The following is a 21,354-nucleotide window of genomic DNA, read 5'->3' as shown; positions in this document are numbered from 1 at the left end:
AAAAAGGCGAAATTAAAGAAGATGAGCCGACACTTGTACGTGTACACCTTCACAATACCTTTAGTGATCTTCTTGGTTCAACACGCGGCATTCACCGCTCGATGACGCTTGCAGATGGCATGCGCAAAATTTCAGAAGAAGGCGGTGTGTTGGTGTTGTTAGGGAAAGAAGAGCACATTGAAAGCCAGGTGCGTCGTTTTGCTGCAGAAGACAGAGGCGAGCGTCCCACTGGCGCTGACTGGCAGGGGTCGTCACGCACTATCGGTGTAGGTAGTCAAATTCTTGCATCAATGGGCGTTCACAAAATGCGTCTTCTTAGTAAGCCAATTAAATATCACGCACTTTCAGGTCGGCCTTGAAGTCGTGGAGTACGTGCACGACTAGTACTTAGCTGTAGGGCGGAGCTAAAGTGGAGAGGGAGTGCTCGTCGCAAACACGCGGTGAATATATCCTTGTACGCTCCGCCACCGCATCCATGCGGAGGAGGGTTTGCGACAAGCACTCCCTTCCCACATTGAGTCAAGCTAACGTACCCGTTTACGAATAGTTGAAGTTAAAGAAACAATCGATTTAGTTTGGGCGCAGTTGTGGTATACTTCGCGCCGTTTTTTCTCGAGGAATGAATCCATGCAGGTAATTGAAGGTAATATCAGAGCAACCGGTAAGAAATTTGCTATCGTTGTATCACGCTTTAATAGCTTTGTAGTTGAAAGCTTACTTGAAGGTGCACTAGATACACTAGAGCGTCACGGTGAAGTGAGTGATGTCGATATCACGTTAGTACGTGTACCTGGTGCTTACGAGTTACCTGTAGTAGCTAAGAAATTAGCTGAGAAAAAGTCATTTGACGCCATCATCGCACTAGGTGCGGTTATTCGTGGTGGTACGCCACACTTTGATTTTGTAGCAGGCGAATGCAACAAAGGTCTTGCGCAAGTTTCTCTTGAATACGGTGTACCCGTATCATTTGGCGTAATTACAACAGATTCAATTGAACAGGCTATCGAGCGTTCAGGAACCAAAGCGGGCAACAAAGGTGCAGAAGCTGCACTTGGTGCGCTGGAAATGGTTAACGTTATCGATGCTGTTGAAAAGCTTTAAGGTAAACATTAAGTGAAAGTTTCAGCTCGTCGTAAAGCCCGTGAACTCGCTCTGCAAGGCGTGTATTCATGGCAAATGAGTCACAACGATATTCAGCAGGTTGAACTGGCGCTAGCCACCAGTAACGACATGCAAAAGGTAGATATGGCGTATTTCCAAGCTCTGCTTCGCGGTGTTGCACACAACGCAAGTAAACTTGATGCGACCATCAAGCCTTACCTTGGCCGTTTGCCTGAAGAGTTAGACGCTATTGAAAAAGCAATCTTGCGCATTGCGACGCTGGAACTGACCGAGCGCATTGACGTCCCTTACCGCGTAATTATTAATGAGGCGATTGAGCTTGCTAAAGCATTTGGTGCTGAAGAAAGTCACAAGTTCATTAATGGTGCACTGGACAAAGCAGTGCGCACATTGCGCAAAGACGAGCGCGACTAACCTTACCGTGGCGGCATGGACTGCCGCTAAAAGGGTTTAAAAATTACCGTGAAAGAATTTGATCTTATCGGCCGCTACTTTTCAAACAGCGGCCACAAACGCAAAGACGTTGTTATTGGTATTGGTGATGACTGTGCTGTAACAACGGTTCCTGAAAACCAACAGCTTGCCGTTACCACAGATACCCTGGTTGCAGGTGTGCACTTTTTGAAAGACGCACCGGCGAAGTCTGTTGCGTATAAAACAGTGGCGGTAAACTTAAGCGACCTTGCCGCAATGGGCGCAGAGCCAGCGTGGATTAGCTTATCTCTGTCATTACCGGAAGTGGACGAAGCTTGGCTAGATGACTTTGTTTCGGGCCTTTATGAGCTAACTCAGTACTATTCTGTACAGCTAATCGGTGGCGATACGGTTAAAGGCCCAATGGCGTTCACGATTACAGCTCAAGGCTTTATACCGCCGGGTTCTGAGCTAACGCGTAGCGGCGCTAAGCCGGGTGATTGGCTTTATGTCACAGGAACGCTGGGTGACGCGGGTGCAGGTTTAGACATCCTGCAAAATAAGCTGAGTGTAAGTGGTGAAGCGAAAGATGTCTTGGTAAATCGTCATTACTTCCCAACTCCTCGCGTAGCGGTGGGTACAGCTATCCGACGTATTGCAACGTCGTGCATTGATATCTCTGATGGTTTAATTTCAGATTTAGGTCATATCCTAAAAGCGTCTAATTGCGGTGCAAATGTTCATGTAGAGCGTTTACCGTTGTCACGAGCATTAACAAGCGCGGTTACACCAGAGCAAGCTATCGAATACGCGCTGTCAGCAGGCGATGACTATGAGCTTATTTTCACCGTAAGTGAAGAGCAGCGCGGAAGTCTTGAAACCTCGTTGGCAAGCACAAACGTGAAAGCCACATGTATTGGCCAATTAACCGGCCATAACGGCACACTTTCATTGCTCAAAGACAACGAAAAGTACACACCTGTTAACGTGTCAGGTTACGAGCACGCCTTTTAGGCGGCCTATTTGTCCGACAAAAGCAATAAAAAGGAAAAAGCATGCAGGCTGAGTTTCGCGCTAGAGTGAGTATGAAAAATCCCGTGCATTTTCTCGCACTAGGCTTTGGCAGTGGACTTATTCCTTTCATGCCGGGAACCTTTGGCTCACTTGCTGCGTTGCCCCTACTTATTGCCTGTAGCCAGATTTCCCTAATTTCCTTTATCGCGCTTACGCTGATATTCTCAGTTGTAGGCATTTACCTGTGTGGCAAGACTGCTGACGATATGCAGGTTCACGATCATGGCTCTATAGTGTGGGATGAAATAGCGGGCATGTTTGTGACCTTTCTGTTTGTACCTATTTCAGCGTCCTCTTTACTTGTAGGCTTTGTTCTATTCAGGCTTTTCGATATCTTGAAGCCTTGGCCAATAGGTATCATAGATAAGCGCTTACACGGCGGTACAGGCATTATGCTTGACGATCTTATCGCTGGCGCCATGGCATGCGGTTGTCTACATTTACTAATAGCGTTTTGGCCTGCCGCATTGGCTTTGTTTTAATTCATTACGAATATCCGCCGCCATTTTGTTAGACTTACCTCAAAGGAAAGCCAGTTGACGGTGAGCGAACTATTTACGAAAAAGCCCGCAAAATAGCGGGCTTTTTAATGTCTTAGTAATGATTTTAAAGCTTAATTAGTTAGCACTTAAACTGCTAGCCGCCGCAATAATACCTTCAGCATCTAAGCCGTGCTCTTTGTACATTTCTTGCTGTGTGCCTTGCAGTATGAAACTATCAGGCAGCCCTAACATCTTCACCGCTTTTAATACGCCATTTTGCTGCAAGTGTTCTAGTACGGCACTACCAGCTCCACCCATAATACAGCCGTCTTCCAACGTAATAAGTGCACTGTGCTCACTGGCAGCTTTTAATACTGCGTCGCCGTCTAACGGCTTAATGAAACGCATGTCGATAACGGTAGCGTCAATCGCCTCTGCAGCTTCAAGCGCGTAGGGCAGTAGGCAGCCAAAGTTTAAAATGGCGATACTTTCAGACTTGCCTTTTGATGATTCTCGACACGTACGAGATTTACCAATCTCAAGCTCTGTCATAGCTTCGTCAGGCGTGACACCCATGCCAGCACCGCGAGGGTAACGAACAGCAGCTGGTTTTTGTAGCTTGTGACCCGTGTAGAGCATTTGACGACATTCATTTTCATCTGAAGGCGCCATAACCACCATATTCGGAATACAGCGCAGGAAAGCGATATCAAATGCCCCCTGGTGAGTAGGGCCATCTGCGCCAACAATACCGGCTCTATCAATGGCAAACAATACGGGTAAGTCTTGAATCGCCACATCGTGAATGAGCTGGTCATAGGCGCGCTGCAGGAACGACGAATAAATAGCAACAACCGCATTCATACCGTCTTTGGCAAGGCCTGCGCCAAAGGTTACCGCGTGCTGTTCAGCAATCGCAACATCGAAATACTGCTCTGGAAAACGCTGAGAAAACTCAACCATGCCTGAACCTTCGCGCATGGCTGGCGTTACCGCCATTAGCTTAGGGTCTTGTGCCGCCATATCACACAGCCATTTCCCAAAGATTGCAGAGTAGGTAGGGGCTGAAGGCTTAGATTTTGGCAAAGCGTTGTCAGCCGGATTGAATTTTGGTACCGCGTGGAACTTGATAGGGTCTTCTTCAGCAACCGCGTAACCTTTACCTTTCTTGGTGACTACGTGAAGTAGCTGCGGGCCGTCAAACTTGCGCATATTGCGTAGCGTATCGACAACACCATTTACGTCGTGGCCATCGATAGGGCCAATGTAGTTAAAGCCAAGCTCTTCAAATATCGTGCCCGGCACAACCATGCCTTTAATGTGTTCTTCTGCACGGCTGGCAAACTCCTTAATAGGAGGTACATTGCTTAGCAGCTTTTTGCCGCCATCGCGTATAGAGTTGAAAAAGTTGCCTGTAAGCAAGCGAGCTAAGTGACTGTTCAACGCCCCTACGTTTTCAGAAATAGACATTTCGTTGTCGTTAAGTACAACTACCATGTCTTTCTTGATATCACCAGCGTGATTAAGGGCTTCAAACGCCATACCAGCGGTCATTGCACCGTCGCCAATTACCGCTACAACCTTTCTGTTTTTGCCTTCTTTTTCGGCAGCCACAGCCATGCCCAGCCCTGCACTAATCGATGTAGACGAATGACCAACTGCAAAGGTGTCGTAGTCGCTCTCAGGCGGCCATGGGAAAGGGTGCAGACCATTCTTTTGGCGAATGGTGCTCATGCGCTCTGCACGACCTGTAAGGATTTTGTGCGGATAAGCTTGGTGACCTACATCCCACAGCAGTCGATCGAAGGGGGTGTCGTACACATAGTGCAAAGCGACGGTCAGTTCCACTGTGCCTAAACCAGATGCAAAATGCCCACTAGTTTGGCTTACGCTGTTAAGTAAGTACTCACGCAACTCATCGGCGAGCTCGCGTAATTTGTCTTGGGGCAACTGCCTCAATTTATCGGGTGTTTGCGCAAGCGCAAGCGTTGGGTAATGTTGGAGATCTAAACTCATGTACTTATTATCTTTTTCAACATGGCGCGTGGCTAATGGTCGCGTTTTACCAAAAGCTCGCTAAACGCAATTAAACTGTCAGTATTGTAGGGTAAACGCGCCAATGCTTGAAGTGCATTATCGTGAAGCATTTCTAATTCTTGTTTAGCGCCTGTAATACCAAGTTTGGCTGGAAAGGTATTTTTCCCTAACGCTTCGTCTGACCCCGCGGGCTTACCTAATTTTTCGCTACTGCCTTCCACATCTAAAATATCGTCTTGAACTTGGAAAGCTAGCCCAATATCCGCGGCATAAGCCATTAAGTCAATTTTAGTTTGAGGCAGTAAGCCTTCACTAACAATGGCGACCATTTCTATGCAGGCTTTTAACAATGCACCGGTTTTCAATCTATGCAGCTGTTTTAGTTCTTCTAGCGAGATGGTTTTGCCGGTGCTGGCTAAATCGATAGCTTGCCCGCCGCACATACCTATGTAACCCGCACTTTTCGCAAGTACAGACAGTAACTGGCTACGCTTTGTTTCAGCATACGTGCTTAATGGCGCATCAGCTAACACTGTAAAGGCAAGTGCCTGCAGCGCATCGCCAGCTAAAATAGCGGTAGCCTCATCAAAGGCGATATGACAGGTTGGCATACCGCGGCGCAAGTCGTCGTCGTCCATGGCTGGTAAATCGTCGTGGACTAACGAGTAGGCGTGCACACATTCAATGGCCATACTAATAGCCATTTGGTCTTTTTTGGGCACGTCTAGGGTGTTACCTACCACTTGAACAAGTAGTGGTCGCATCCGTTTACCGCCAGCAAGTAAGGCGTGACGCATTGCGTCTTTCAAGCGCGGCGCGTAATCGGGTAATTCGTCAATTAATGTAAGAAGAGATGCATCAGTTTGCTGTTTAACTTGCTGATGCAAAGCAGAAAAATTCATAGATTGCCTGTTAGTTAAAAATGAACGATTTATGGCTGTTCACTTTCAGGAAGAGGGTGGAGCGTTTCTTCGCCTTGTTCACTGAGCAGTATCTTTACTTTTTGCTCGGCGTTTTCAAGAGATTGTTGGCCTTGGCGGGAAAGTGCTATACCGCGCTCAAATTTTTCTAGTGCTTTATTAAGAGGCAGATCACCGCTTTCCATTTCGTTAACGATAGCTTCTAGTTCTGATAAAGTTTCTTCAAAAGACGCTGATGCTTTTTCTGTCGTCATAAAAACACTCAATATAGTGGCCAAAATACGTATACCGCGCACATTAACCGAGGGTTGCACAAGGGTCAAATGGTTTGTCCGTATATCGCCTATATCACAGTAACATAGCTTTTTTTTCATCCAGTTCAAAAGGCAACATACAAGCAAATTGTGCTATATTCGATGCAAGGCTCAGTAACCTTTCAGAAGTAACCGTGTTATTTACTGTGAAGGAAAAAGTAAGGAGCTGAAAAAGCGCTAGGTATTTTAGTTTAGAAAAAAGACAAAGCTGCGCTTTTGCATAGAACCTACTTCATAATAAACAAATAAATGTGATATTTTTCAATAATGTCGTTTTAGTATTTCTATCTTTTGCCGATAGGGTATTTGTACACTAACAGCACTGACTGCGCATAAATGGGGAAGAGTGAGTGGATTTAGCAACCGTCATAGGTATGTTGGGCGCCATTGGTTTCATAGTTATGGCTATGATTCTGGGCGGCAGCTTGGGCATGTTCATCGACGTGCAATCAATACTTATTGTATTCGGGGGAACACTATTTGTTGTCCTATCTCAGTTTACGTTGGGCCAATTCTTCAGTGCGGGTAAAGTTGCTGGCAAAGCATTCATGTTCAAAATTGAAACGCCTGAAGAGCTTATCGAGAAGATTGTTGAAATGGCAGACGCTGCGCGAAAAGGCGGGTTTCTGGCACTAGAAGAAGCGGAAATTTCAAATGAGTTCATGCAAAAAGGTGTGGACATGCTGGTTGACGGCCACGACATTGAAGTGGTGAGAGAAACGTTAGCTAAAGATATTTCTATGACAACGGAAAGGCATGAGTTCGGCGCTTCTATATTTAAAGGAATGGGTGACGTAGCACCAGCGATGGGTATGATTGGTACTTTGATCGGTCTGGTTGCCATGCTTTCAAACATGGATGACCCTAAAGCCATCGGCCCTGCCATGGCGGTAGCGCTATTAACCACGCTTTATGGTGCCTTTTTTGCCAACGTCGTGTGTTTGCCAATTGCCTTTAAACTGGCGGTAAGAGCTGGAGAAGAGAAGTTAAACCAGAGTCTTGTTCTTGACGGTATTGTGGGTATAGCCGACGGCCAGAACCCACGTGTTATCGAAGGGGTATTAAAGAACTACCTTGCGGCGAGTAAACGCGGAAGCGCAGAGGAAGAGTAATGGCCGAAGAAGAATGCCCAAAATGTCCCCCCGAGGGGCTTCCAGCCTGGATGGGAACCTTCGCAGACCTGATGTCGTTGCTTATGTGCTTCTTTGTACTGCTACTTTCGTTTTCGGAAATGGACGTACTGAAGTTTAAACAAATTGCAGGCTCTATGAAGTTTGCTTTTGGTGTGCAAAATAAAATTGAAGTAAAAGATATTCCAAAGGGCACCAGTGTTATTGCTATGGAATTTCGTCCGGGTAAACCTGACCCTACGCCCATTGAATCCATTCAGCAGCAAACTAACGAAATGACCCAGCAAATGCTGGAATTTCAGGCTGGTAACGAAGACTCTGCCGGAGGAAGGCAGAAGCAGCGCGGCGAGCAGCGTGGCGGACAATCTCAACAAACGGCTACTGAGTCGTCTTCATCGGCTGAGCAAAGCACCGATCAGTCGCAAATGGCTGAACTGATGAAAAAAGTAGCGCAGCAATTAGAAAAACAAATTCTAGATGGTTCGGTGGAAATGGAATCGTTGGGTCAGCAGTTAACCATTCGAATCCGTGAAAACGGTTCCTTCTCGGCGGGCTCGGCCTTTTTGCAGCCCCAATTCCAACCGGTGTTGAGAAAAATAGGTACGCTGTTGGCGGATGTGCCTGGAGAAATCGAAATTTCAGGGCACAGTGACGGCCAGCATATTGCTAATGAACTCTATCGTTCTAATTGGGACTTGTCAGCGCAGCGCGCTGTAGCGGTCGCTGAAGCCATGCGGACCGCGCCAGGGTTTGACGAAAGTCGTATGTCGGTAGTGGGTAAGGCAGATACCGATCCAATTGTAGAAAATGCCACTACACCTTCAGACCGAGCGCAAAATCGCCGCGTTGAAATTAATATCAATCAGGGTAAGCCAATGCTGTCGAAGCCTATATCAGTTGTAGATGAGTAGTGCTTTGACCTAGTGTCAGCTTCAAACAAGAAAGCGGCGCCAAAAGGGCGCCGCTTTTTTTGTCACTACTATCGATAATTAGCGTTGTTAAACACGAGCCAAATCAAGTCTGTAATGAGGCTTTGAAATCACAAGCTGAACGGTACTGATTGTTCTTTCTAAAAAACCACCTTCACAATATTTCAGGTAGTAGGTCCACATTCGCATAAAACGCTCGTCATAACCGTCGTTTAAAAGCTCATCTTTTGCAGAAATAAATGCTTCATACCAATGGTTCAATGTTTTCGCATAGTCAATCCCGATGTCGTGTAAGTCACGAATCATCATATTAGTATACTTTTTCAGGTGAGCGTTAAGCTGGTGCTGAGAAGGTAAAAATCCACCCGGAAAGATATATTTCTGAATAAAGTCGACACTATTTGAATAGCTGTCGTAACGTCTGTCATCAATGGTTATTGACTGAAGCAGCATTAGGCCGTCGTCTTTTAAAAGTGACGAGCATTTCTCAAAGAAATTTCCTAAAAATTGTTTGCCTACAGCTTCAATCATCTCGATAGACACGAGCTTATCGTACTTGCCTTCAAGTAGGCGATAATCCTTTTTCAGCAAAGTGATTTTGCTTTCAAGTCCTTCTCGGGCAATCCATTCTTTTGCCCATGCATGCTGCTCTTCTGAAATGGTAGTGGTCGTTACGCGGCAACCATAATGCTTAGCAGCATAGACGGCTAGCCCGCCCCAGCCCGTGCCAATCTCTAGAAGATGATCGGTTTCGCTAAGCTGTAACTTGTCGCAAATGGCTTTGAGCTTGTAATTTTGTGCATCATTGAGAGTTGCATTCGGATCTGGGTATATGGCTGACGAATACATCATTGTTGGGTCAAGGAAGCGGGTATAAAGCTTATTACCCAGATCGTAATGCGCCTCGATATTTTTCTTGGCTTGGTCCTTTGTATTTCGACGTGCAAAGTGTTGAATCTTGTTGATGGGCATAGTCACCCATTTAAATTTATTCTCCCATTCGTCAAGGGTAGATAAATTCCTAGCAAACACTCTTACCACGGCTGTTACGTCGTCACTGTCCCATAACCCATCCATGAATGCTTCTCCGGCGCCCACACTTCCGCCAAGCAATAAGCGTCGATAGGCTTGTACATCCTTGATATTTACCGTTGCACGCAAATCGCTTTCGTCTGTGCCGAAACGCGCAACGACATCGCCGTTTTCTTGAATGGTTAAACTGCCAAAAGGCAGTTGTTTTAAGCATTGTAGGAATAGAGTTCTACACGCTTTATCTACAAAGGAGACCTCTGAGGTGGTCAGTAGTACAGATTCACCAAAAGACATTGTTATTGTTCCTGACTTTTTTCTGGGTGTGTATACAGTGGCGTTCGTTTAAGCAATAGTTTAAGCGCGTGCCAATAAATTCCAGCCACAGTTTTTATTGTCATACTGGGTATACGTTTAAGTGCCGCAGATAGATTCGCATTATCTAAAGTAAATTTAGTCAAATTTATCCCTGCACTGAACTCTTTGTCGTCTCTTACACAATCCATCGCAAGTGACAGTCTAGTCGACGGCTGCGATATCGACCATTTGTAGGTCATATCCATTGGATTAAACGGGGAAACATGAAAAGCTTTTGGCGTATCGTCTTGAGTATCTAGATTTACAAGGTAGTGATGACGCTCATTCCACGGCGTGTTACTTACTTCGGCAAGCATATGTGTATACTTACCTTCGGCATTGCGTAGGTAATAGAAATTCACCGGGCTGAAATACAGCCCCCACATACGCAGTTGTCCCAGCATAAAGACATCGCCTTGAAGCGTCTTCCCTCCGTTTAACTCTGTCATTCTGTCTATTACTGCCTGACCTAGAGGTAAAGAGGGATCACCTAAGTAGTCTTCACGCTTGAAACGCACTCTAGCCTTGTCGTATGCAGAGAAGCGTTTTAACGAACTGGACAAGATTTCGAGTTCGTTGCTCTCAAGCTTTAGCCAAAATAAATAAATGTCATAGCCAAATTTATGCTGGGTAGGCTTAAACCGTTGGTGATAAACCTTGCCCTTGTAGATGGCACTTTCTATCACAGGGCTTCACCAAAGCGAGAACAAACATCAAGTGCGCTAGTTACGCCGTCTTCATGAAAACCGTTATACCAGTAGGCTCCACAAAAATGTAAGTTGTCTACGCCACAAATTTCATTTCTTCTTGCTTGGGCGTTGACCATGCTGGCACTGTATTGCGGATGTGCGTACTGATAGCTTCGAAGAATACTCTTTTGGTCTATTTCCGCAGTATTATTTAACGTTACACAGTAGGTGCTTTGTGCTTCAAGGCGTTGAAGAATATTCATGTTATAAGTGACAGAAGCGGGGCGGGCTTCCTCGCTTGCGTCTTCTTTTAAGCTGTAATTCCAACTCGCCCAAGCTAATTTTCTTTTAGGCAGCTGTGAAATATCTTTGTGCATCACCACGTCGTTTTCTGCGTAAGGGATATTTCCAAGGATATCTCGATGCAGCGAAGTCGGTGAGTGAATCATTTTTAACGCTTGGTCACTGTGGCACGCAAATACCACATGATCATACATCGCAGCGTTGCCTGAAGAGTCGGTAACCTGCCACTTATCATCGCTTTTCGCTACCGACAGAACGGCCGTCGATAGTTTTATCTTAGACTCAAATGGTGCGATTAAAGGCGGAATGTATTGGCTTGACCCACCTTTAATTGTGTACCACTGAGGACGGTCGGTAATATTGAGCAAGCCATGGTTGTTGAAAAACTGCAAAAAGAACGTGAGTGGAAACTTTCTCGTTTGCTCTAAGCTGCTGGACCAAATTGCGGCGCACATAGGCAAAATATAATAACGTGCAAAGTCATCGCTTAGTTTTAATTCTCTAATGACGTCTTCTAACGTAAGTGAAGAAGTATCACGGTTTTCTGCGACCATCGCTTTACACGCTTTGTTAAACGTCAATATGTCTTTCACGATACGCCAGAATTTAGGCCTCAGAATATTACGCCGCTGTGCAAATAAACTGTTTAAGTTATTGCCGTTGTATTCTAGGTTTGCCTTTTTACTCATTACAGAGAAGCTCATCTCTGTTGGTTGATACTCAACATCTAACTGATTAATGAGCTTTATAAAGTTAGGGTAGGTCCAATCATTAAAAACGATAAAACCTGTATCGATATGGTGAGTTTCCCCATTGTCGCTTATTTTCTTCGTTGCAGTATGACCACCTATATAGTCATTTGCTTCGTACACTGTGATATCGTGCTGCCTATTTAGAAGGTGCGCGCAGGTCAAACCAGAAATACCTGTGCCAATGATGGCAATCTTATTGTTCATTCATCTTCTCTTATTGTTTTTCTCTCATTGCCAACGACAATCGCTTTTGCAGTGGGGTTGGCAGTATATGCATAAAGCGCAGAATAAAACCAAAGAACCGAGGGAAGAAAACTGTTTGTTTGTTGCCCTCTATTCCTTTAAGCATAGCGTTAGCGGCTTCTTCAGCGCTAATTTTCATTGGCATTTCAAAATCGTTTTTATCTGTGAGGGGCGTTTCTACAAATCCAGGAGACACCGCTTGCACTTTCACGCCTTTGTGGTGAAGGTCTACTTCTAATGATTTAGTAAAATAATGTAGGGCAGCTTTGCTCGCACCGTACGCTTGCGTTCGCGTAAAAGGAAGTAGGCGAGCCATGCTGTCAACAATCACAAGCTTGTCGCCTTGCTTAAGTCGTGGAAGAAGAGCGTCTACACAATGAACAACGCCAAAGAAATTAGGTTCGAATACGCGGCGAAACATGTCTGGCTCGAAGTCGTCGATATCTACATATTCGCAGGTACCAGCGTTGAGTACAGCAATGTCAAACTTAACCGTTGCTAGCGCCCGTCGAGTATCGTCAAGATCAGTGACATCGAACTGGCATGCGCTAATATTATTGTACTTACTGAGCTCGTTGAGTGTGTCTTCATTTCGACCACAGGCAATCACTTGATAACCGCTGTTTGCAGCCTTTATTGCTAATGCTTTACCAATACCCGATGTGGCGCCAGTAATTAGAATACTTTTCACTTTGCTAGCTTCCCTTTAATTTTTTTAACGACAAAACCTAGGATGGGTACGTGCTCATAGACCATTTCGCCCAAGTCGTAATAATCTTTGTGGTAAATAATGCTGTCATCGCTGACACCAAGTTGCGTGGTGCCATCTAGCGTAATTTGCTTATCACTATCTTTCAGCGTAAGGGTCATCGTCCAGTTTGCGATATGGGTAACCTTTGAATGACTTGATGGATGCTCTTTTGAGCCATTGGGCGAGCAAGTAAAAATGTCCGCAATGTCGAACTTACAGCTTTCGGCTTGCGTTAATAAGTTGGAAAAATAGCGTTTTACTTCATCAATGCCATGGTGTGTAGTGATTGGGTCGATAAACAGTATGTCGTCGGCATAGATATGTTCTAGGTCGTCTGGAGAAATTTGACATATGTCTGTGTAAATTTTACAAAAGCGTCCAATGACGTCCATGGCCTTTCCTTAACTCATAATTCAAAATCAGATTTGCATATCGGTAATGTCGACGCTTAAAAAAATTCGCGGTTATTTTCACGTTGAAATTGCAAGTCTCTGATATGAAATCTGTTAATGTTTTATTTAAAAACTAAATTACATTAATCGTCGTGCTAAAGATCATGTTTTTCCATTTATATGTGAAAAATTTTCCCATTCGATCCTAATTGTTCTCACTTGCGTAATTATTTTCGTGTTTTCGGAAGTGCTGAGTATGAGTGTAGAACGTTTTCCTTTATTTCCTTTATCTGCGCACCTTTTGCCGGAAGGTAGAATGGCATTGCGCATTTTTGAGCCACGATACGTGCGAATGGTTAAGCAGGCATGTGCTGAAAATAAAGGCTTTGTGATGTGTATGCTTAATGCTAACGGTGACAAAAATTTGAATGAGCATATTCATAAAATAGGTACTTATGCGCAGGTTGTTGACTTCGACATGCTCGATGATGGGTTGCTTGGCATAAAGGTTGCTGGTTCTCATTTAGTTGAGGTAAGTAGCATAGAAGTTGAAAAAGATGGTCTTCGTACCGGTAGTTGCAAGGTGTTAGAACCTTGGCAGTGCGATTTGGCTCCTCAACAAATAGCGCCTATGGACGAGCGACTTAAAGAAATATTTGGAAATTACGAAGAGTTGGCATCGCTTTATGAATCACCAAAGTTTGATTGCCCTAATTGGGTATTAAATCGGTGGTTAGAATTATTGCCAGTAGACGGCTCGCAAAAACAGCACTTTTTAGCGCAAAGAGAATGCACCAGTTTACTGAACTATCTCTCTGCACTAATCGCTTAGTCGTTGAGTCGGATAAAGACATTACAAATTCGTAATCCAATATTAGCGATTTTCGCAAACGTTTTAAGTCATAACGCCGTAGAATGATACAACCAAAACGGAAAAGCGGACGAATCTTATGTTAGTTGGAATTCCTTTGGAACAAAGTAACAGCACAATCAAGCCTAAAGAGTGTGCAACTGAAATGTCTGATTACCTTGTCGCGGTTGCAGACACCCGATGCAAGCGTTCATTTGCGAGAGTGTTTAACTACTTCGCGCCTCGGCTGCGTTCATATGCACTGAAACAGATGGGTAATGAGGCACTGGCCATGGAACTGGTACAAGATACTATGTCGAATGTATGGCAGAAAGCGCACCTGTTCAATGCAGAAAAAGGTTCTCCGTCAACGTGGATTTTCACAATCGCACGCAACATTCGCTTTGATATGCTTCGAAAGCTGCAGAATCGAAAAGAGGATGTTTGTTCTGACGACCTATGGCCAGTTTTATGCGAACAAACAGCCGATGCAAACGAGGCGCCACTTGACGAACAAGTTACTTTAGAGCAGATTGGCTATTTGTTCGAATCACTACCTGTAAAACAGAAAGCAGTGGTTGAAGCTATCTATATTGATGGCAAGTCACAACAAGAAGTCGCCGATGAGCTTTCAATTCCATTAGGTACAGTAAAGTCGCGGACACGTTTGGCACTTCAACGATTAAAGGTCATGTTAAACGATAATGATTAGGTTTCACCCAAGTGCCCAGCAACTTAAAGATTTTGTTGAGGGCACATTGTCACCTGCTATATCACTGATGGTCTCTGCACATTGTGACATGTGTGAGAAATGTCAGCGTTTTGTTGAAATTGAAACGGAAAGTCTTGCTGCTCAAATGGTTTCGAACGCCAATTCATCGGCAAGCGACAGAGCTGAAATGTCGCTTCAGTTCGGTGACATGCTATCCCAAATTACGCAGCTCCCATCATCGAAACAAAATAATGCTTTGATGGAACAGCCCATAGCGTATCGTGAGCCCGTAAAGAAGCGGGCGGCCTTGCAGGCGCAGGCAAGTGCAAATACCATCGAGTTAGATGGAAGGGTATTCACTTTACCCAGAACGCTTCACCGCTACATCGATAAGACAGGTAACTGGTCAAGTTTGGTTGGGAAGCTGTGGCAGGCTCCAGTTGACCTTGGAAACCAAGGTGTAGCTAATTTTATCTTCATGGGAAGTGGCGGTAGTGTACCTGAGCATACGCACCGTGGAACGGAATATACATTAGTCATTGATGGTGAGTTCAGTGATGGGCTAAGTTGCTATGATACCGGCGACTTTATTTTCATGGATGGAGATAAAACGCACACGCCAAAATCCGAAGGTAAAGAAGGCTGCCTTGTATTTAGCATTGTCGATCAGCCATTGCACTTTACTTCGGGCCTTGCAAGATTGTTAAACCCTTTTAGTCACTTGTTTTTCCGCTAGTAATCAATCAAGCGAACGCAGTCAATATGTGACATCCAGATACAAAAAAACGCACAAATGTGCGTTTTTTTATTGGTTGCATAAAGCTCTAGCAAAACAGAATAGCCAAATCTAGCTAATAAATTCGCTGTCAGGGTAGTTAAGCTTTAGTGTCTTCATCGCATTGTTACGCAATTCATCTAGGCCAAGCTGCTCATAACTTGAAACCATAATTTCGAGTGCTTGTTGCACTTGAGTGGTATTCGGGAAGTGCTCTATAACATAGCGACCACGGTTTGCAGCAGCAACATAAGCCTGGCGTCTCATGTAGAAACGTGCAATAGCGATTTCATAGCGAGCCAAGCGGTCTTTAATATGAACCATGCGCTGTTTCGCATCTGCGGCATATTTGCTATCTGGATATTGTTGAATCAGTCTGCGGAAATCTTCAAACGCAGCACGAGACTTCGACGGGTCTCTATCCGTACGGTCAATATTCATTAATTCTTGGAAAAGGTTGCTATCTGATTCCATGTTAGTTAATCCACGCATGTAATACGCGTAATCAACATCTGAATGGTTTGGATTCAGACGAATAAATCTGTCGATAGTGGCAAGCGTTTCTTCGTTTTTACCTGACTTATAATAGCTATAAATAAGGTCTAGCTGTACCTGATGGGATAGGGGACCGAACGGGTAGCGCGAATCTAGCGCGCTTAACGTTTGTGCTGCAGCGCTGAAGTTACCTACTTCCATGCTCTGCTTTGCTCTGTCGTACAGTTGCTGCGCACCCATGTTAGCTAATACGGCTTTTTCTTCATTATCTGAAGAGCTACATCCTGCGACAGATACCATAGCACCCAATAAAACGGGGGCCAGTAGACGAAATGATTTCATAATAATTCTATTTTCCTGCTAAACAGTTTTAATACTTCGCTGTCTAAGCTCATGTGTTAAACAACAACACTTTAATTGCATTCTAACGTACTAACGATGAGAAAAACCATACAAAAACGTAAACAAGGCAGTGTACAGCGTGAATACTTGTTATAATACCCTTTTTTAGACGTAATCAATGGTGTTATGACACAGTCGCCGAACACAATACAATTAGAAGCTTCAACGGAAGCTGCGCATTTTGGTTTACGGTTAGATCAGGTTTTGGCTGATTTGTTCCCTGAATATTCTCGTTCTAAGCTAAAAACTTGGATCCAAGATGGGAATGTTGCTGTAAACGGTGAAGTAATCACCGTGCCTCGCCACAAAATGCAAATGGATGAACTTGTTACTGTACAGGCCGAAATGGATGTACAAGTAACGAGCGAAGCGCAAGACATCGCGTTAAACATTGTTTATGAAGATGAACACATCCTAGTCATAAACAAACCAGCAGATTTGGTTGTGCATCCAGGTGCAGGGAACCCAAGCGGTACCGTGCTAAATGCCTTGTTAAATCATTGTCCAGAGATAGACAAAGTTCCACGTGCGGGCATTGTCCATCGCCTTGACAAAGACACGACGGGGTTAATGGTAGTAGCAAAAACAATTCCTGCTCAAACGCATCTTGTTGACCAACTTCAACGTCGGGAAATGAGTCGTGAATACGAAGCCGTTGCCTTAGGTACGATGGTCGCTGGTGGTATTGTAGATGCGCCTATTGGTAGACACGCAACAAAACGTACGCATATGGCAGTACGTGAAATGGGCAAACCAGCGGTCACTCATTTTCGTGTTATCGAAAAATTTCGCGCATACACGCACCTGCGTTTGAAGCTTGAAACTGGCCGTACGCACCAAATCCGCGTACACATGGCCCACATTAAGCATCCTTTGCTTGGCGACCAAGTTTATGGCGGGCGTCCTCGTCTTCCTAAAGGGGCGTCAGAAGAATTTATCGCTGCGCTTCGCGGATTCCAACGTCAGGCGTTGCACGCCGCACAGCTCTCGCTGTTTCACCCTGAAACGGAAGAGTGGATGACGTGGAAAGCTCCCCTACCTCAAGATATGCAGGACTTGCTTAAAGCCGTGAAAAAGGACACCGCGGACAATCCACAAGATATGCTTTAATGAGTAAGGCGAACTTATGACATTGTCATCTGCAAATTCACCTATATCATCCACGCTGGATTTGATTACGCCAGCGTGGTCATGTCCCGCAAATGTTGTTGCATACACAACGACAAGAATGGGAGGTACAAGCATAGGTGATTTTGCAGGTTTGAACGTTGGCGCCCACGTGGGGGACGACCTCCTACTTGTGAAAGCCAATAGAAGCCTAATTCCACATAGTGAAAAGATCACATGGTTGGAGCAAGTGCACAGCAACCGCGTGGTGTCATTGCCGAGCGCAGATACCACCGCTGATGCGTCGTATTCTTCTTCAACATCGCATTTTTGTGCGGTGATGACCGCAGACTGCGTGCCCATTTTATTGTGTGATGAAAGCGGTCAAGAAGTGGCGGCAGTACATGCTGGTTGGAAAGGTCTCGATACTAACATTATTGGAAGTGCTGTTTCACACTTTGGCAGCGAAGCAAAAAAACTCATCGCTTGGGTTGGTCCTGCAATCAGCGGGCCCTGCTACGAAGTTGATGTACAGTTGGCGAGTAAGTTTCGCCATATAGACGGTGCCATTGCCAATAGCTCTAATAGAGGGAAGTACTTATTAGATCTACCTCTAGTGGCACAGGTGCAATTGCAGCAAGCTGGCGTTGAGAGTATTACACAAAGTAACTTGTGTACTTACACTGACGAACAGCGTTTTTACTCCCATCGAAGAGCTACGCATCAAAACAAGCGCACGACTGGGCGTATAGTTAGCGTAATAGGCCTGCTTTAAATTGTTTCGAAAAAAGGCGGCAGTTTTAGTCTGATCACACAGTTGCGCTAGATCAAACTTCATACATTATTTGTTATCTTTTGGGCTAACTTTTTAATCTCATACTTGAATCGCAATTGAGCAGCCTACATAACTAGAACATAAATAATACCATTCCGCATAGATCATTACCCACTCAGCGAGAGTTAAAATGTTCGTAATTGCGGCGTGTTACCGCAGGTATAGTTGTTCATTAATTAGGTTGAAATTATGAGACTAGATAGATTTACCAGTAAATTTCAGCTCGCAATATCCGATGCTCAATCACTCGCATTGGGGCGAGATCATCAATACATTGAACCTGTCCATTTAATGACTGCCATGCTAAATCAGCAAGGCGGGTCAGTACGCCCTTTGCTTGACCAAGCAAACATCAATGTAAATGCGCTACGCTCAGCACTGAGCCAAGCTATTGAGCGCCTACCTCGTATTGAAGGCATTGGGGGAGATGTTCAATTAAGTAAAGACAGCGGCATTTTGCTAAATCTTTGTGACAAGATAGCGCAGCAGCGAAAAGACGAATACATCACTTCAGAAATCTTTGTTCTAGCGGCGCTACAAGATAAAGGGCGCTTGGGGGAAATCCTCAAAAGCCTGAATATCACTAAAGAAGCTATTGAAAGCGCAATAGACGACATGCGTGGTGGCCAGAAGGTCACGGATCCTAATGCTGAAGATGTACGTCAGGCGCTTGAAAAATACACGACAGATTTAACCGAGCGAGCAGAACAAGGCAAGCTCGACCCGGTCATTGGTCGAGACGATGAGATTCGCCGAACTGTTCAAGTACTACAGCGTCGAACCAAAAACAACCCAGTACTCATTGGTGAGCCGGGTGTGGGTAAAACGGCTATTGTTGAAGGGTTGGCTCAGCGCATCATTAATGGCGAAGTGCCTGAGGGCTTAAAGAACAAGCGTGTTCTTGCCCTTGATATGGGCGCGTTAGTGGCGGGAGCTAAATATCGCGGTGAGTTTGAAGAACGCCTTAAAGCAGTGCTTAATGAGCTGGCTAAAGAAGAAGGCCGCGTGATCTTATTCGTTGACGAACTGCACACCATGGTAGGTGCAGGGAAGGGCGATGGAGCGATGGATGCAGGTAATATGCTTAAACCTGCGTTAGCCCGTGGTGAACTTCACTGCGTTGGTGCTACAACACTGGATGAATATCGTCAGTACATTGAAAAAGACGCAGCACTTGAACGTCGTTTCCAAAAGGTATTAGTTGAAGAACCTAGCGTTGAAGACACTATTGCTATTCTGCGTGGCTTAAAAGAGCGCTATGAGCTCCATCACTCGGTAGATATTACTGATCCCGCTATCGTTGCAGCGGCAAGTTTGTCGCATCGTTATATTAGCGACCGCCAATTACCAGACAAAGCCATTGATCTTATAGACGAGGCTGCGTCTAGCATTCGATTGCAAATAGACTCCAAGCCCGAAGAGATGGATCGTCTGGAGCGTCGTATCATCCAGCTAAAATTGGAAGAGCAAGCTCTGGCCAAAGAAACAGATGATGCGAGTCATAAGCGACTTGAGATGATTGAGCTAGAGCGTGAGCAAGCGGAAACCAAGTACGCAGAGCTTGAGAAAGTGTGGCTGGATGAGAAAGACGCCATGCAGGGCACTCAAACCATTAAAGGGGAGCTTGAGCAGGCTAAACTTGACTTGGAGATAGCGCGACGTGCATCTGATTTGAATCGCATGTCGGAACTTCAGTACGGCCGTATTCCAGAGCTTGAAGCAAAGTTAGAGCAAGCGGCTGAAAACGAAACTCGCGAGACGACGTTACTTAAAAATAAAGTGACGGACGTTGAAATTGCAGATGTGCTTTCGCGATGGACGGGTATACCTGTAGCGCGAATGCTTGAGGGCGAGCGTGAGAAGTTGTTGCGTATGGAAGACGTACTTCACAAACGGGTTGTTGGACAAGAAGAAGCGGTTGAAGCGGTTTCAAACGCAATTCGCCGTTCACGTGCTGGGCTTGCGGATCCAAATCGACCTATTGGCTCATTCTTATTTTTAGGGCCAACTGGCGTGGGCAAAACTGAGCTCTGCAAAGCCTTGGCAGGCTTTATGTTCGATACTGAAGATGCCATGGTGCGTATCGATATGTCAGAGTTTATGGAAAAACACTCGGTAGCACGCTTAGTGGGTGCACCTCCTGGCTATGTTGGCTACGAGGAAGGTGGCTACTTAACCGAAGCGGTGCGTCGCAAGCCATACTCGGTCATTTTGTTGGACGAGGTTGAAAAGGCACATCCGGATGTATTCAATATTCTGCTTCAAGTACTAGATGACGGCCGGTTGACTGACGGGCAAGGACGTACTGTAGATTTTAAAAATACCGTTGTGATCATGACGTCCAACTTAGGTTCAGATATCATTCAAGATAAGCACAACGAAAGTCAGTATGGCGATATGAAAGCGTCGGTAATGAGTGTTGTAGGGCGACACTTCAGACCGGAGTTCATCAACCGCGTCGATGATATTGTGGTATTCCATCCATTAGGGAAGGAGCAAATAAAATCTATTGCTAAAATTCAGCTTGCCTCACTTCGCGCTAGGCTCGCAGAAAAAGGATATAAGCTTACTCTGTCTGCTGCTGCTATGGATAAATTGGCGGACGCGGGCTTCGACCCAGTGTTTGGCGCACGTCCGCTTAAGCGAGCGATACAAGTGCAGGTGGAAAATCCACTCGCGCATCAATTACTCGCTGGCGAATTAATACCGGAATCAACCATTCGTATTGATGCAGATGACAGCGGACTTTTCGTTGTCAGCAATTAAAACCAAAAGGCACTGGAGACAGTGCCTTTTTTATTGCCAGTAGATTCCGCGAAAGACCATTAATCGGCAGCTTCATAACAAAAAACGATTTACCAAAAAGCCACTGGTCGAATAGCGACAGATTACGCTTTCTTGTTTAATGAATTTTCCTAATACAGCTAATTAATTTTCTTGATTTAATAATGATAACTATTATCATTAACTTATTGTTGAGAGGGTTAAGAGGTTGCGATGCAGTTATATAATTCAAACGAAGCGGTAGTTTCTGCGCGCTCAATGCCCCGAGATATAGCTAAGCTTTGTGCGCATTTCATATTATGCATAATTGTGAGCGCAGTCGGTGCCATAGGTACCGGTTTTGCCGTATTTGCATTGAGTGTAAATCAAGCAACATTCTCGCCTGCAGATACTATTATATCTGCACTTACCGTGTTTTCTTTGTCTTTGTGTTTAAGTTGGTTTTCGCAAAGTTGG

The 21,354-nt window shown here is 45.0% G+C and carries 21 protein-coding genes and 1 pseudogene; 13 read left to right on the top strand and 9 right to left on the bottom strand.

Annotated features, from left to right (window positions below):
- The 5 genes and pseudogenes from QVA83_RS18450 to QVA83_RS18430 all read left to right on the top strand — a co-directional run.
- A pseudogene (locus tag QVA83_RS18450) lies at positions 1–384 on the top strand (bifunctional 3,4-dihydroxy-2-butanone-4-phosphate synthase/GTP cyclohydrolase II); the annotation flags it as partial.
- 243 nt (positions 385–627) lie between these two features.
- The gene (gene ribH / locus QVA83_RS18445) at positions 628–1,101 is read left to right on the top strand and encodes a 6,7-dimethyl-8-ribityllumazine synthase (RefSeq protein WP_069944611.1); all 474 of its coding nucleotides are present in this window, start codon (positions 628–630) and stop codon (positions 1,099–1,101) included.
- A 12-nt stretch (positions 1,102–1,113) separates the two neighbouring features.
- The gene (nusB, locus tag QVA83_RS18440; protein WP_012518940.1) at positions 1,114–1,536 is read left to right on the top strand and encodes a transcription antitermination factor NusB; all 423 of its coding nucleotides are present in this window, start codon (positions 1,114–1,116) and stop codon (positions 1,534–1,536) included.
- Positions 1,537–1,584: 48 nt separating this feature from the next.
- Positions 1,585–2,550 (top strand): thiamine-phosphate kinase, encoded by a 966-nt coding sequence (gene thiL, locus QVA83_RS18435; protein WP_014950086.1) that lies wholly within the window; start codon positions 1,585–1,587, stop codon positions 2,548–2,550.
- 41 nt (positions 2,551–2,591) lie between these two features.
- Positions 2,592–3,092 (top strand): phosphatidylglycerophosphatase A family protein, encoded by a 501-nt coding sequence (locus QVA83_RS18430; protein WP_014950085.1) that lies wholly within the window; start codon positions 2,592–2,594, stop codon positions 3,090–3,092.
- A 135-nt stretch (positions 3,093–3,227) separates the two neighbouring features.
- On the opposite strand, the gene dxs is transcribed toward QVA83_RS18430, so the two are convergent.
- The 3 genes from dxs to xseB are packed head-to-tail and all read right to left on the bottom strand — an operon-like array spanning position 3,228 to position 6,303.
- On the bottom strand, positions 3,228–5,108 hold the full coding sequence (gene dxs / locus QVA83_RS18425; RefSeq protein ID WP_014976982.1) for a 1-deoxy-D-xylulose-5-phosphate synthase: 1,881 nt from the start codon (positions 5,106–5,108) through the stop codon (positions 3,228–3,230).
- Positions 5,109–5,140: 32 nt separating this feature from the next.
- Positions 5,141–6,031: a farnesyl diphosphate synthase gene (locus QVA83_RS18420; protein ID WP_061486143.1), complete on the bottom strand. Its 891-nt coding sequence runs from the start codon at positions 6,029–6,031 to the stop codon at positions 5,141–5,143.
- Between the two features lie 29 nt (positions 6,032–6,060).
- The gene (gene xseB, locus QVA83_RS18415) at positions 6,061–6,303 is read right to left on the bottom strand and encodes an exodeoxyribonuclease VII small subunit (RefSeq protein WP_014976981.1); all 243 of its coding nucleotides are present in this window, start codon (positions 6,301–6,303) and stop codon (positions 6,061–6,063) included.
- 410 nt (positions 6,304–6,713) lie between these two features.
- Between xseB and pomA the strand changes: the two genes are divergently transcribed.
- Positions 6,714–7,475 carry a flagellar motor protein PomA gene (gene pomA / locus QVA83_RS18410; protein ID WP_014950082.1) on the top strand — a complete coding sequence of 254 codons (762 nt, stop codon included), beginning with the start codon at positions 6,714–6,716 and terminating at the stop codon, positions 7,473–7,475.
- Positions 7,475–8,404, top strand: a complete 930-nt coding sequence (locus tag QVA83_RS18405; protein WP_014976980.1) for a flagellar motor protein MotB — start codon at positions 7,475–7,477, stop codon at positions 8,402–8,404. Before pomA ends, QVA83_RS18405 begins: the two co-directional genes overlap by 1 nt.
- Positions 8,405–8,491: 87 nt before the next feature.
- On the opposite strand, the gene QVA83_RS18400 is transcribed toward QVA83_RS18405, so the two are convergent.
- The 5 genes from QVA83_RS18400 to QVA83_RS18380 are packed head-to-tail and all read right to left on the bottom strand — an operon-like array spanning position 8,492 to position 12,938.
- Positions 8,492–9,748 carry an SAM-dependent methyltransferase gene (locus QVA83_RS18400; RefSeq protein WP_014976979.1) on the bottom strand — a complete coding sequence of 419 codons (1,257 nt, stop codon included), beginning with the start codon at positions 9,746–9,748 and terminating at the stop codon, positions 8,492–8,494.
- 2 nt (positions 9,749–9,750) lie between these two features.
- On the bottom strand, positions 9,751–10,494 hold the full coding sequence (locus QVA83_RS18395) for a DUF1365 domain-containing protein (protein ID WP_287498791.1): 744 nt from the start codon (positions 10,492–10,494) through the stop codon (positions 9,751–9,753).
- Positions 10,491–11,756 carry an NAD(P)/FAD-dependent oxidoreductase gene (locus QVA83_RS18390; RefSeq protein ID WP_171337357.1) on the bottom strand — a complete coding sequence of 422 codons (1,266 nt, stop codon included), beginning with the start codon at positions 11,754–11,756 and terminating at the stop codon, positions 10,491–10,493. The genes QVA83_RS18395 and QVA83_RS18390 overlap by 4 nt, the downstream gene beginning before the upstream one ends.
- Before the next feature lie 10 nt (positions 11,757–11,766).
- Positions 11,767–12,486, bottom strand: a complete 720-nt coding sequence (locus QVA83_RS18385) for an SDR family NAD(P)-dependent oxidoreductase (RefSeq protein ID WP_171337358.1) — start codon at positions 12,484–12,486, stop codon at positions 11,767–11,769.
- Positions 12,483–12,938, bottom strand: coding sequence for a nuclear transport factor 2 family protein (locus QVA83_RS18380; RefSeq protein ID WP_014976976.1), 456 nt, complete (start codon positions 12,936–12,938; stop codon positions 12,483–12,485). Before QVA83_RS18380 ends, QVA83_RS18385 begins: the two co-directional genes overlap by 4 nt.
- Before the next feature lie 256 nt (positions 12,939–13,194).
- On the opposite strand from QVA83_RS18380, the gene QVA83_RS18375 reads away from it, so the two are divergent.
- The 3 genes from QVA83_RS18375 to QVA83_RS18365 all read left to right on the top strand — a co-directional run bounded on the left by QVA83_RS18375 (position 13,195) and on the right by QVA83_RS18365 (position 15,236).
- The gene (locus QVA83_RS18375) at positions 13,195–13,770 is read left to right on the top strand and encodes an LON peptidase substrate-binding domain-containing protein (RefSeq protein WP_014950075.1); all 576 of its coding nucleotides are present in this window, start codon (positions 13,195–13,197) and stop codon (positions 13,768–13,770) included.
- 118 nt (positions 13,771–13,888) lie between these two features.
- Positions 13,889–14,500 (top strand): sigma-70 family RNA polymerase sigma factor, encoded by a 612-nt coding sequence (locus QVA83_RS18370; RefSeq protein WP_014950074.1) that lies wholly within the window; start codon positions 13,889–13,891, stop codon positions 14,498–14,500.
- Entirely contained in the window at positions 14,493–15,236 is a 744-nt protein-coding gene (locus tag QVA83_RS18365) for a ChrR family anti-sigma-E factor (protein ID WP_061486139.1), read from the top strand. The genes QVA83_RS18370 and QVA83_RS18365 overlap by 8 nt, the downstream gene beginning before the upstream one ends.
- 111 nt (positions 15,237–15,347) lie before the next feature.
- On the opposite strand, the gene QVA83_RS18360 is transcribed toward QVA83_RS18365, so the two are convergent.
- Complete coding sequence (locus tag QVA83_RS18360; RefSeq protein WP_014950072.1) at positions 15,348–16,112, bottom strand: outer membrane protein assembly factor BamD; 765 nt, start codon at positions 16,110–16,112, stop codon at positions 15,348–15,350.
- A 186-nt stretch (positions 16,113–16,298) separates the two neighbouring features.
- Here QVA83_RS18360 and rluD point away from each other — a divergent pair, with 186 nt between their 5' ends.
- From rluD to clpB, 3 genes are all read left to right on the top strand, one after another.
- Positions 16,299–17,282 (top strand): 23S rRNA pseudouridine(1911/1915/1917) synthase RluD, encoded by a 984-nt coding sequence (gene rluD, locus QVA83_RS18355; RefSeq protein ID WP_014950071.1) that lies wholly within the window; start codon positions 16,299–16,301, stop codon positions 17,280–17,282.
- Between the two features lie 16 nt (positions 17,283–17,298).
- Positions 17,299–18,054 (top strand): peptidoglycan editing factor PgeF, encoded by a 756-nt coding sequence (pgeF, locus tag QVA83_RS18350; RefSeq protein ID WP_061486138.1) that lies wholly within the window; start codon positions 17,299–17,301, stop codon positions 18,052–18,054.
- A 249-nt stretch (positions 18,055–18,303) separates the two neighbouring features.
- Positions 18,304–20,880, top strand: a complete 2,577-nt coding sequence (gene clpB, locus QVA83_RS18345) for an ATP-dependent chaperone ClpB (protein WP_061486137.1) — start codon at positions 18,304–18,306, stop codon at positions 20,878–20,880.
- Positions 20,881–21,354: the final 474 nt, after the last annotated feature.

Source organism: Alteromonas sp. AO-Serp, assembly GCF_017849675.1.
Classification (GTDB): Bacteria; Pseudomonadota; Gammaproteobacteria; order Enterobacterales; family Alteromonadaceae; genus Alteromonas; species Alteromonas macleodii.
This window is presented reverse-complemented; position numbering and strand designations above follow the sequence as displayed.

What these genes read in the sequence shown, in the direction of transcription:
- ribH (WP_069944611.1), top strand. Translation starts at nt 628, where the DNA reads ATGCAGGTAATTGAAGGTAATATCAGAGCAACCGGTAAGAAATTTGCT.
- QVA83_RS18430 (WP_014950085.1), top strand. Translation starts at nt 2,592, where the DNA reads ATGCAGGCTGAGTTTCGCGCTAGAGTGAGTATGAAAAATCCCGTGCAT.
- dxs (WP_014976982.1), bottom strand. Translation starts at nt 5,108, where the DNA reads ATGAGTTTAGATCTCCAACATTACCCAACGCTTGCGCTTGCGCAAACA.
- QVA83_RS18420 (WP_061486143.1), bottom strand. Translation starts at nt 6,031, where the DNA reads ATGAATTTTTCTGCTTTGCATCAGCAAGTTAAACAGCAAACTGATGCA.
- xseB (WP_014976981.1), bottom strand. Translation starts at nt 6,303, where the DNA reads ATGACGACAGAAAAAGCATCAGCGTCTTTTGAAGAAACTTTATCAGAA.
- QVA83_RS18405 (WP_014976980.1), top strand. Translation starts at nt 7,475, where the DNA reads ATGGCCGAAGAAGAATGCCCAAAATGTCCCCCCGAGGGGCTTCCAGCC.
- QVA83_RS18400 (WP_014976979.1), bottom strand. Translation starts at nt 9,748, where the DNA reads ATGTCTTTTGGTGAATCTGTACTACTGACCACCTCAGAGGTCTCCTTT.
- QVA83_RS18390 (WP_171337357.1), bottom strand. Translation starts at nt 11,756, where the DNA reads ATGAACAATAAGATTGCCATCATTGGCACAGGTATTTCTGGTTTGACC.
- QVA83_RS18380 (WP_014976976.1), bottom strand. Translation starts at nt 12,938, where the DNA reads ATGGACGTCATTGGACGCTTTTGTAAAATTTACACAGACATATGTCAA.
- QVA83_RS18375 (WP_014950075.1), top strand. Translation starts at nt 13,195, where the DNA reads ATGAGTGTAGAACGTTTTCCTTTATTTCCTTTATCTGCGCACCTTTTG.
- QVA83_RS18370 (WP_014950074.1), top strand. Translation starts at nt 13,889, where the DNA reads ATGTTAGTTGGAATTCCTTTGGAACAAAGTAACAGCACAATCAAGCCT.
- QVA83_RS18365 (WP_061486139.1), top strand. Translation starts at nt 14,493, where the DNA reads ATGATTAGGTTTCACCCAAGTGCCCAGCAACTTAAAGATTTTGTTGAG.
- QVA83_RS18360 (WP_014950072.1), bottom strand. Translation starts at nt 16,112, where the DNA reads ATGAAATCATTTCGTCTACTGGCCCCCGTTTTATTGGGTGCTATGGTA.
- rluD (WP_014950071.1), top strand. Translation starts at nt 16,299, where the DNA reads ATGACACAGTCGCCGAACACAATACAATTAGAAGCTTCAACGGAAGCT.
- pgeF (WP_061486138.1), top strand. Translation starts at nt 17,299, where the DNA reads ATGACATTGTCATCTGCAAATTCACCTATATCATCCACGCTGGATTTG.
- clpB (WP_061486137.1), top strand. Translation starts at nt 18,304, where the DNA reads ATGAGACTAGATAGATTTACCAGTAAATTTCAGCTCGCAATATCCGAT.